The 11878-nt window shown below is 50.1% G+C and carries 6 protein-coding genes; all 6 read left to right on the forward strand.

Going from position 1 to position 11878, the window contains the following annotated elements; translation table 11 throughout:
* The first annotated feature begins 202 nt into the window (after window positions 1-202).
* A complete protein-coding gene (locus tag POTG_RS13180) occupies window positions 203-4255 on the forward strand; it encodes an Ig-like domain-containing protein (RefSeq protein WP_157273442.1) in 4053 nt (1350 codons plus the stop codon).
* A gap of 626 nt (window positions 4256-4881) precedes the next feature.
* Window positions 4882-7674: a stalk domain-containing protein gene (locus tag POTG_RS13185; RefSeq protein ID WP_009225328.1), complete on the forward strand. Its 2793-nt coding sequence runs from the start codon at window positions 4882-4884 to the stop codon at window positions 7672-7674.
* A gap of 47 nt (window positions 7675-7721) precedes the next feature.
* Window positions 7722-8894, forward strand: coding sequence for a sensor histidine kinase (locus POTG_RS13190; protein WP_009225329.1), 1173 nt, complete (start codon window positions 7722-7724; stop codon window positions 8892-8894).
* On the forward strand, window positions 8887-9615 hold the full coding sequence (locus POTG_RS13195; RefSeq protein WP_009225330.1) for a response regulator: 729 nt from the start codon (window positions 8887-8889) through the stop codon (window positions 9613-9615). Before POTG_RS13190 ends, POTG_RS13195 begins: the two co-directional genes overlap by 8 nt.
* A gap of 338 nt (window positions 9616-9953) precedes the next feature.
* Complete coding sequence (locus POTG_RS13200; RefSeq protein WP_009225331.1) at window positions 9954-10373, forward strand: hypothetical protein; 420 nt, start codon at window positions 9954-9956, stop codon at window positions 10371-10373.
* Between the two features lie 1031 nt (window positions 10374-11404).
* On the forward strand, window positions 11405-11878 hold a 474-nt coding region (locus POTG_RS24360), incomplete at its 3' end, for a hypothetical protein (RefSeq protein ID WP_198136203.1).

The following is an 11878-nucleotide window of genomic DNA, read 5'->3' on the forward strand; positions in this document are numbered from 1 at the left end:
GCCGGGTATAAGTTTTTCTCCCACACCCGGCTATTTTGCACGTATGAACTAAATCGTACGAACTAAAGGACGCCGTCAGGCGTTTTTCTTAATTTCTAAACTTGGGGTCTTATCTTGCCGTTAATATAATTAGGTATGCGCTTAATTGCCTATGTGGCTAACATACATAATTGCACGTCGTAGGAAAGGGGATTTTAATAAAATGAGAAGAAAAATCTCAGGTGTCTTGGCGCTTCTGTTAGCAACTAATTTATTTAGTGGGTCTTTGGCGGGGGTAGCAATGCCGAATATAAAGTTATCTGCCTTAAGTAAAACTGCGATTGCTGCAGCTCTACCGGATCAAGCCGGGATTACTGAAATCAGCCCGATGGACGGAGAGAAGGGCGTTCCTTTGAACGCGAAATTGAAGATCAAATTTGCAAAAAAGATCCGTTTTGTAGAAGCAGACATCACAGTCACCGGTTTGGAAGGAAGCTCGGATACTATCTCTCTAAAACCAGCGGAAGGCGTTGTTCAGGAATTTGAGGAAATAACCCTGACTCCTCCTTCATTATCAAATGGAGTGAAATATACCGTTACAATCCCTGAAAAAACTTTTCTTGAAGTGGATACTAATAATCCATTACCGGAAATTAAATGGTCTTTTACAACCGTATCTTTAGGAAATACTGCTCCTGTCCTCAACTCTGTATCACCTACGGGCCAGCCGGTTCCTTTAATTTCGGGGAATCTTGTCCTTAGCATGACGTTTAGCGAAGCGGTGGAAGCCGGTACCGGGAGCATTAAAATTAACCGGGTTTCCGATAACCAAACGGTAGAAACCATCCCCGCTGTTGCTAGTGTCATAACACCTCAAACGGATGGGAAATCTTTGGTTGAGTTTACTGCAAAGAAGCTTTCAGCAGGTGAACGTTATTATGTACTCGTCGATAAACAAGCTTTTAAAGATACGGATTGGACACCTTATCAAGGAATAAGCGATGCAAATCAATGGACATTCACTGTCAAAGGCTCGCCGGTAAGGGTGACTCAGTATGCCCCCACGACAACGGGAGTCAGCCCGTTAACGACGTTAACTATTAATTTTAGTCGGAATGTATACCCCGTAAACGGGAACATTCTGATTAAGAAGGGATCCCAAACCGAACAAACTATTAGTGTTACATCACCTGAAGTCACCGGGGGTGACTCCAAAATGATCACAATTACGCCTAAAAAGGCCCTGACTCCAAACACGGTTTATACGATTGAAGTCCCGGCGGGTGCCTTTGAAGATAGTGATGGGAATCGATTATTGAATAGTGCGGGTAACAACTTCCCGGGTAATGTATTAACGTGGACCTTTACAACAGGAACGACTGCTTCCACCACATTAAGCATCGTATCCGTGTCACCAAGAGATCAAAGTGTAAACAATGCAGTAACAAGCACACTTAAGGCTACATTTAATAAGGAGATTGATTATCTAAGTAATTCAGGTGGAGTGAGACTCTATAAACAAGGTGTAAATACTCCAGTTACTGCACCAGTAAAAGTGAATCCATCCAACAAAAAGGAGTTAATCATCACTCCGTCAAACTTAGATGCAGGGGCAACTTATTATGTAGATATCGATCCGGGGGTTATAACAGATTTGTCTTCACCTGGCTCTGTATTTGCCGGATTAAAGGGAACCACAAGCTGGACGTTCCAAACCGTGGCAGCGGATAAAACCGCTCCAGTATTGCAAAATGCAACGATGTACAGCAATTCTACGATCCGTTTGCAATATAATGAGACGCTGGATTCCTCGGTCAGTTTGTTAACTTCGAGCTTCACCGTTACGGTTAACGGCGAGACCCGGAAATTATCTTCAGCGTCTGTATCCGGAGACAGCGTTTATGTCACGTTAGAGACGGGGGTTGCGGTTGGACAGAAAGTGACCATCAGTTATGTTGGAAATAGTGTCCGGCCAATCCGGGATAAGTCGGGCAACAATGCAGCGAGTTTTTCTCGGGATGTTACAAACAGCATTAATTCTGTACTGCCCAAGCCTAGTGAGGGTTTTGTTAGCGGTAGCACCTTAACTCTGTATTTCTCAGATGACTTAAAAAGCGTTTCGAGTAATGCTTACCGACAGTTCTCCGTCACCGCAGATGGGCGCTCCAAAGGGATCAAAAGTATTTCGCAAAGTGGAAGTATTGTCACGCTGTATTTATCCAGCAGTGTATCCAATGGTGAGGTTGTGAAGGTATCATATTCACCAGGTTCGTATCCGTTGCAAGACATCCGGGGGCAGAATATTGCAGCTTTTAGTGATTATTATGTACAAAATACTAATGATACTAAACCACCAGAAATTAAGAGCATCGAGGGATCGGGGAATAAGATCGTACTAACTTATAATGAAGCTTTGAGTACATCGAGTCTCCCGATGAAGAGCCAGTTCTCTGTATTGGTTAACAATTTGCCTGTTTACGTCACAAATGTCGAGATTATAGATAATCAAGTGATTCTGACGTTAGCTTCCTCTTTTACACAGACGCAAAACGTCACGTTGTCTTACGTTTCTGGTATAGGAGGAACCGCCGATCTGAACGGCAACTTAGCCGGTTATATCGATCTGCAACCTGTATCATATGGATTGGTGATGGAAGGGATTCGCTCCGCTATCGTGCGGGGAGATACGATTACGGTGACGTTTAATGGAGGCTTAATGCCGATTTCGAATCTATCCATTTCGCAGTTCTATGTCGCGGTAGATTTGAACAACCGGACGATTCAAAGCACTTCGATCAGCGGAGATACCTTAACGATCAAGCTGAGCTCTCCGGTGACGAAGTCTCAAACGGTGAAGCTGTCCTATATGGAAGGGGCAACCCCTTTATATCAATCGACGGGTACTAAAGTTAAGGGCTTCAGCGATTTGACTTTGCAAAATCTGACGGATACGGAAACAAGTACGGGTACAACTAATGGGGTCCCATCCTACCTTACTGCATTGAGCACTTCCGACTTTGGGAAGAGCGGATATGTGCTTGGGACTAACTCAGCAACGACAAGCAGCACTCGATTAACCAATGGCACCATCGTAAATAAATACACGTTGGATAGTGCGAAGGTTGCCGAAACTTTAAAATATTTTAGCAACAGTAATGTAAGCAACCGAATGCTTGTATTTGAAGTTCCATCAACGGAGAAGGCTGCTCAGGTAGTCATTCCGATGTCAGGCTTTATGGAATATTATAATAGCGGCAAAACGGGTTCTTTGGCGGTGAGATACGGAAGCACGCTGTTTGAACTTCCCATTGAGAAAATCCCGTTCTCTGAGCTATACCAAAGCTTAATGGTGAGCTCGATCAATAGCGCGAACCTGTTCATCCAATTGGAGCCGGTATCGAAGAACCAATTGCCAAGACCGACGACAGCAGCAGGTATCAACATCTCATCTATTGCTGACCCTATCCAAATCTCGGTGTCTGCAACGAACGCTTCAGGCGCTCAAAGCAGTGGAAGCTTGGATTTTACCGGACAACTGCATTACCGGGCGGCGGGGCAAGCTTCGGCAGCAGCCCAAGCTTCCTTGGTCCAGTATGATACGACATCGGGTGCTTTGAGCCATGTTCCATCCAAAGTGACAAGCAGCGGAGCGAATCTATTGTTTGACGGAACGATCACGGGAAATACGACGATCGGTCCTGCATTGGGTTACAGCTATTTTAGCGATACGACCACACACTGGGCTAAAAATGACATCCTTGAACTTGCAAACAAGCTCATTGTTGAACCTAGATCTAACTCTGGCACGAACTTCGAACCAAACAAAAACATTACCCGCGCGGAGTTCGCCGTCTTTATCGCGAAAGGGCTGGGGCTGGCCGGGGATGAGGCTAGTGCCCGTCGCTTCCCGGACGTTTCTTCCGGTACGACGGCGGCGTATATCGGGGCGGCGGCGAAGGCCGGGATTATCAACGGTAACGCGGACGGCACGTTTAAGCCGAACAGCAACATTACGCGGGAGCAAATGGCGCTGATGATGGTGCGGGCGATGGAATACGCCGGCTACAATACGTCGATGACCGGTGCGAGCACGGCAACGCTAACGAAGTTCAAGGACGCGGCCAAGATCCAGTCCAAGGACACGGTGGCCAAAGCCGTGAAGGAAGGCATCATTCAAGGTGTGACGACAAATACGTTCCAGCCGCAAGGCAATGCGACACGTGCGCAAGCGGCGGTCATGCTGAAACGTGTCCTGGATAAACTGAACTACATTTAATCCACAACGTTTCCCGGCACTAGGGGAGGAACCCAGGTGTCGGGATTTTTTTTGACTGAGGAGGGGGTGTAGGCGGCCAGATCTCTTGCGGGGATTATCCCGTTGCATCAGTTTGAATCCGGTTGTGGAGAAGAGGGGAGAGATGCTCAGTTGAAGCTGCCCCAGCAACCGTTACTTTGGGTGAAGCGGCGCTCCAAGGGAACCGAAAAATCTCAAGCTCTCCCTTCTGAACGAAAGGGATAATCGTGTAAAAGAGGTGCGAGAAGGGGCGTGCAGATTGTAAATGTGTTTGTGAGTAAGTGCGTATGTGCATAAGTGCGGTGTTCGGAGTTGAGCAAGGCGGAGCGAGGCCTTCCTTCGGGGAAAGTTTTGCTCACAAGTTATCTACCAAATCCACATTATCCACAGAAGTTAAGCACATGCGATAAGAGGAACGAACAAAAGTTATCCTAGTTTTCCACAGAATTTATCCCCAATATCCACATTACCCACATAGATATTCCACAAAAGTTAAAGAAATTGATAGGTTCCTTTAACAATCTTGCTAAATTTCGTAACTTTTCGGCTTAAAAGTAGTCTATTAATAAGGGACTAGCTTTATAGAAGCGTGTTAGAAGCATGAACAGATGGGAGAGTTGTCTAACAAAATGGTAGTCAGAAGAGACGAAACCGGAAGAAACCAAACCCAAGTGAATACGGATCTGGAAGTTGTCGAACGTCAAAACTCGAAGTTGGCCCACCTGGTGGCAAAGAGCGGCAAACGCATCGCACTTGTCACGCTGGCGGGATTGATATGGATTCAGCCTGTGATTGGCATTGGACCGATCACGGGACCGGCTTTGACTGCGGAAGCAGCAGCAAGCCAAACGGTGAAGCTTAGCGAAGAAATGATCACATCGGGGGCCAAGCTCGTGAAATACGAGTACACGGTGACCCGGTCGGGCAAACCGGTGAAGGTGCTGACCGATGTCATTGAAGTGGATTTGACGAATCCTTACGTCCAACTGGACGTGATGACCGGCAAAGGGGGACAAGTAACGACGAGACAAAGCGTGGAAGGGATGGTCAAGGAAACCGGGGCTGTCGCCGGGGTAAACGGCGATTTCTTTGCGACCGGCGGCCAAGGCGTTCCGATGGGATCGGCTGTATCGAAAGGAACAGTCGTCACCAGCCCGGCTCAGTTGCAGGGGATGTATGCTTTTGCCGTGCGGAATGACGGGACCCCGCTGATCGACCGTTTTGGCTTCAGCGGCACGGTGTTCGCCGAGGACGGTTCGACGTTTCCGCTTGCGGGCATCAACCAGGAATCCTATATGACTGAACCGGACAAGGCTTACAGCCACGTAAATAAAATGTTTATTTATACGAGTGCCTGGAAGTCGGAGGAACGTCCGGCGGCCAGCTCAACGACACCAACCGAGGTGCTGGTGCAAGGCGGCGTGATTACGCAGATTTCCATCAAAGCGGCAATTCCGGGACCGGTGCCGGCGGATGGGTATATTTTGCGTGCGCACGGGACGGCGGCGGATTATGTAGCTTCTCACCTGCAAGTTGGCCAGCGCGTGGATGCAATTTATCAGCTGCAATCTTTGACTGACGGACAACTGGTAGACCCGGCGGATCTGAAAGTGATGATCGGCGGTCATACGCTATTGGTCGACCAAGGCAAAGCATCGGCGTTTACCCGTTCAACGACATCGATCAGCGGAGGCAGCGCCGTGGCACGGACCGCAGTAGGTTACTCCAAAGACGGGAAAACGGCCTATATCATTACCGCCGAGAAAAACAGCAACAGCACCGGCCTCACCTTGAAGGAGCTGCAAGGCTTCATGACGGGAATCGGTGTCTGGAAAGGCTTGAACCTGGACGGCGGCGGCTCCACAACGATGGTCACGCGGCCGCTGGCAGAAACGACACCGCAGCTCACTTTTACGACGTCCAATGGGGCGGCGGGGCAACGTGTGGTTGCTAACGGGCTTGGTGTATTTACGACGGCACCGCAAGGTTCGCTGCTTGGTCTCAAAGTCAGCGGATCTTCCACGTTGTTCATCGGGCAAACCGTGCCGTACGCTCTGAAAGGCTATGACACGTATTACAATCCGATCGATACGAGCGGCATCCAAGCTTCCTGGCAGGCTAGTAACGGTAACGTGGTTTGGACCGGCAGCGGCTTTAAAGGCGTGAAGGCAGGGACGGCCAAAATTACCGCTACCAGCGGGCAAGCGAAAACCAGTATGGATGTGAAGGTACTGGGCGGCACGGACTTGGAAAGCTTGACACCGGGCACAACGTTCGCTCCGTTGCAAGCAGGAACCAGCGTCACAGTGGCTGTAACCGCGAAGCTGAAGGATGGACGTACGGTTGACGTTCCAGCGGAATCGGTAAAATGGACATTTAGCGGTATGAAAGCCAGCGTACAAGGCGGTGTGCTTACAGTGCAGTCCGTGAACAATGGGGCGAAGTTTGCGTATGCGACGCCCGTCTATGACGGCTTTAATGGAACACCGATCGTGCTGTCGGCTTCCACTGAAACGATCTGGGAAAGCTTCGAAAACATGACTTACCCGATCTCCTTCACCGGCCTTCCGGCTGAAGCCAAAGGAACCGTGAGCATTGTGCAAGGAACCGGAGAGCGCGCAAACTCCAAAGTGTTGAAGCTCGATTATGATTTGACCGGCGGTACCGGCAGCAAGTTTGCTTATGCCCAATTTAACGGCACAAGCGGCAGAGCGATTCCGGATAATGCAACGACTTTGACGGTGGATGTGTTAGGTGATGCGAGTCTGAACTGGGTACGCGCCGAATTGTCTGACGCGGACGGCAAGCCAGTTTACATCGACCTCGCGCGTCCGATGGATTACACCGGCTGGAAGACGCTGACGGCGGATCTGACCGCAAATAACATCAAATTCCCGGCAAAGCTGAAGCGGCTTTATGTCGTAAACGTCGAAGAAGGCCAGGACGAACGGGCGCTGACGGGCAGCGTTTCTTTTGACAATGTTCGCTTTACGGCTCCTGCAGCCGGCGGCAGCAGCCCGGACTTCCCAAGTGCGAAGGCTGTTATGGTGATCGGCCAGAAGTCGATGACGGTTAACGGGAAGAAGCAAAACCTGGAAGTTGCTCCATTGCTTAAGGACAATACGACCTACGTGCCGATCAAGTACGTGCTGGACGTCTTTGGTGGGAACGCCGCATGGAACGCGGCGGCCAAAAAAATCACGGTAACCCGCGGTGCTACGGTGTTGGAGCTGACGGTGGGGCAGAAGGCACTTTTGCTAAATGGGGTCTCTTCCAAAGCGGAAGTCGCGCCAATTATTGTCAATGGAAGGACTTTGGTCCCATTACGTTTGGTCTCCGAACAGCTTGGAATTGGCGTAAATTGGGAGCAGAAAACCAAATCCATTACCCTCGAATCATGATATGATTAGTCTGGGACTATTCGGACTAAGAAACGGAGAAGGATTGTGTGGATTTTCAAGCGGATGCCATAGATCGCGTTATTAATAACGCTGTAAGCGTATTGGAAAATAGCAAGCTGCAGATCCTGGAAATACTAGATTCGGCCCGGAATGAGCTGAAGATGCTCAATAACGAGTTACAGAATGTCATGAAGGAAACGGCGGAAACGGTAGAGAAGGTAGACCAGCTCGAGGTCAACTATCGGAAGTCCCGCATCCGGCTGACGGAAGTCAGCCGGGACTTCGTGCGTTATACCGAGGAAGATATTAAGCAAGCCTATGAAAAAGCAACCCAGCTCCAGCTCGACCTGCTCATTTACCGGGAGAAGGAAATGTATCTGAAGGCTCGCCGCGACGAACTGCAGAAGCGTGCACGCAACGTGGAGAAGTCGGTGGAGCGCGCCGAAACGATCAGCTCGCAGATGAGTGTTGTGCTGGAGTATTTTTCCGGTGAATTAGGACAAGTGACCCGGATTTTGGAATCTGCGAAGAACCGTCAGTTGATCGGATTGAAAATTATTTTGGCTCAGGAAGAGGAGCGCAAACGGATCTCCCGCGAGATTCACGACGGTCCTGCCCAGCTTCTGGCGAATCTAGTGCTAAGGACGGAAATTGTAGAAAGAATGCTTGCTAAGCAGGAATTTAAACTGGTGCAGGACGAAATAGTAGATTTGAAAGCGCAGGTCCGCTCGAGTTTGGAAGAGATGCGGAAGGTTATTTTCAACCTGCGGCCGATGGCATTGGATGATCTGGGATTGATTCCGACGCTGCGGAAGTATGTTCATGACTACGAAGAAAAAACGAAGATAAGAGCAACCTTCGAAACCCGGGGGAAAGAGCACCGGTTGTCCTCTCCGATGGAGGCGGCGATCTTCCGGCTGGTGCAGGAAGCGTTGACCAATGCGGCGAAGCATGCTTTTCCAACTTATGTGGGCGTTGAAATCACGTACCAGGCACAAATGATCCGGATTGTGGTAACCGACAACGGGTTAGGCTTCAAAGTGGATCAGCTGGAACAGAAGACGAAAGAGCATACACACTTTGGATTGATAGGCATGCGGGAGAGAGTGGAGCTGCTCGAAGGCCGGATGGAAATTGAATCGGCGGCCAACTTGGGCACGAAAATCATCATTCATATCCCAACCAACTCAGATAAGAGAAAGGAGTACCAGGATGGATAGTCTTACTAGTGGAACCAGACAAGTGATTAAAGTTCTCCTGGCGGACGATCACCAGTTATTTCGCGAGGGTCTGAAGCGGATTTTGAATATGGAGGAAGACATCGAAGTCGTTGGCGAATGCGGCGACGGCGCCCAGGTGCTGGAAAGCTGCTTGCAGCTTCAGCCGGAAATCGTACTGATGGACATTAACATGCCATTGCTGAACGGCGTGGACGCTACGGCCGAGCTGCGCGAGGCGCTGCCGGATGTGAAGGTCATCATCCTGTCGATTCATGACGATGAGAGTTATGTTTTTGAAACGCTGCGCAAAGGTGCGACGGGTTACCTGCTCAAGGATATGGAGGCGGAGTCTCTGATCAATGCGATTCGCACGGTGGCAGAGGGCAATGCGTTCATTCACCCGAAGGTGACGGGCAAATTGATTCAGCAGCTGCGCCGGATGGAATACCTGAGCGAAACGGGAGCGATTGCCGAGGATACCGCGATCCGCGAAGCAGGCGTGAAATTCGTAGCCGGCGACGACAACCCGCTGACCCGCCGGGAGGCCGAAGTGCTTCGCTTGATGGCGGAAGGCCGCAGCAACAAGATGATTGGCGAACATTTGTTTATTAGTGAGAAGACGGTTAAGAATCATGTCAGCAGTATTTTGCAAAAAATGGACGTCGACGATCGCACCCAAGCGGTTATTAATGCGATTAAGTTCGGTTGGGTCACCCTGTAAGACTGCAGGGGGATTCCAAATGGTGCTTACCGTCCTGCAGCTGGGTTTTGGAGGCTTGGCGGGAAACGGACAGGAGGCTGTCTGCGGCCGGGGTTACCATTTTATTCATGATCTTGAAAAGTGAGGCGAAGTTGCGGTTACATCCAGTGTCTTGACTGCTTTGGTGTCCCGGTTGCATCATGATCGCCTCTCGAACGAACGGCACCGGCCAATATACATAGTGGGTGGAAGGCTAACGGATTTGTTGATATACCTTGCTCTGCGGCTCCTTCTGTGCGAGCCCAGTAACCGACCTCTTGGCGGCGGCATATATTGTCGCTATAAGGGAGGTGGGTACGGTGGTTTCTTATATTGGCTGGATCCTTCTCAGCTACGGCTTGGCTGCGGCGTTGGTCCATGTTTTGCACGGAATGGTTCGGCAGGGAAAACGGAAGGATTGCAGGGTTCATTATATTTTGGTGACGAGCAATCATGAGAACCAATTGGAATGGTATTTGCGGGCGCTCTCGTGGTATGCGCGGCTGCGTGGTTTATCCCTGCAGGTCACGGTGTTGGACGAAAGCTCGCAGGACGATACGCTGGCGATCTTGCGGAAGCTCGAAAAGCAAGGCGGGATAGAGCTCACCGTCATCGGTTTGGCGGTGGTGCAGCAAGAGGATGTGGAAGCGCATGCGGCCATGGTGGCCGAGGACGCGCCGGTCTGCATCGACCTTCGCGTACCGCGGGAGGCGGACAAAATTCCATATGTCCATGTGTAAACAACATATGACTAAGCAGGCGCATAGCTATGCGCAGATTAAAGTGTGAAGCACACTCTTTTATGGCGAGAAGCCGAGGAGTGTGCTTTTTTGCATTTTTACGGGTGAGATGGGGCGGCGGGGAGCTCTGAGGTCCAGATTGATGTGGATGGAGAGAAGGATGCGGTTGGGGGGGATTGAGGAGGTTGGGTGTGAAGGTGAGTAAATAAGGTGACGGGAAGTGGGAGGCAGAGCAGTAACAAGAGGTTGTAATAGGAAAATCAGAAAGTGGCATTGGAGGTGGACGGTGGTGGTCAGTGGTGTGAAGCGGGTTGGGCGGCGGGGAGTGAGTACGAGTGATGATGAGAGCTACGAGCAGTGCCTAGAAGACATGAGTAACTTGTAATATGCAGAGCACAATGTGCACCTGGGCTCGAAGTGGTGGCCGTTCTAACGGAACTCAGAGGCGTTATTTGCCTGGGATTGCAAGAATGGGGATTTTAACGGAACGAGGAGACCTTATTTGCACCATGTGTGGGAGTTTTACCTTCTTTTTGGCCGGATAAGGTCTGCAGGTTCCGTTATCCCGGGAAATAGCCGGGAAATAGGCAAATAAGGTCACTCAGTTCCGTTACGTGAAGCCAATTCTATTGTGGGGCGATAGGTATCTCGGGGTCATTAGGGTACCTCAATATGGGCGCTTTATTGAGTACAAGATGCGACATGAGGTGTGAGGATTTTGGTGAAAGAAGTCGAAGCAACGGAGAAATTTTGAAATTGAAAAAAACTAAGATCAGAAAAAGAGGAATTATCCGAAAACTGTTGAAATATGGATAAAGATGTTAGAAATTAGGAGGACGGTGGAAATTGTGAGAGGGAGTCTGTATGCCGTACGCACTAAGTCAGGATGGCAGCTTCGTGCGAGTTTGGATTTGCACGTTGACTTGTTGTGGTGGATAGATAGGGGGGCGCACGCAATCTATTTATTATCGGAAGGGTTACCGTTCGGTTGGGCGGTTGAGGCTAGAGATTCCTTCAAGGCGTTCAGTGAGATGGATCGGTGGGCAAAGCGGGAATGGGATCATTTTTTGATGCGGACCTTGCAGGAGGAAATCAAAGCGGAGGCTAGGCTGATTCATCCGGCTGAGCCGTTAGATGAGGGTGCCCTGGTAGGTCGGCACCGGGGGTGGCTGGTGAAGGATGGCCAAGTCACGGCATGGGGACGGATGTTTATACATAGCGGGAATAGCGGGGATCCCAGGATGGGAATGAGGTTGACGGGACGGATTGAGGACACATTGGAATTAGAAAAGGATACGGAAAGGGAGATGAGGACGGGAATGTGGATGGAGAAAAAGGTCGGGGCCACGGGAAAAAGAGCCTTATCGAGCATTAATAAAGTGAGAGGTTTGGGTGCTAAAGCGGAGGTGTGCGATCAGGGGCAATACTCCATGCAGATGGATGGAGTAGGCGGGCCGACCGTGAGGGAGTGGGACGACGAGCATGACTCTCGGCGCGGGGGATCG

The sequence above is a fragment of the Paenibacillus sp. oral taxon 786 str. D14 genome (assembly GCF_000159955.1).
GTDB lineage: Bacteria > Bacillota > Bacilli > Paenibacillales > Paenibacillaceae > Fontibacillus > Fontibacillus phoenicis.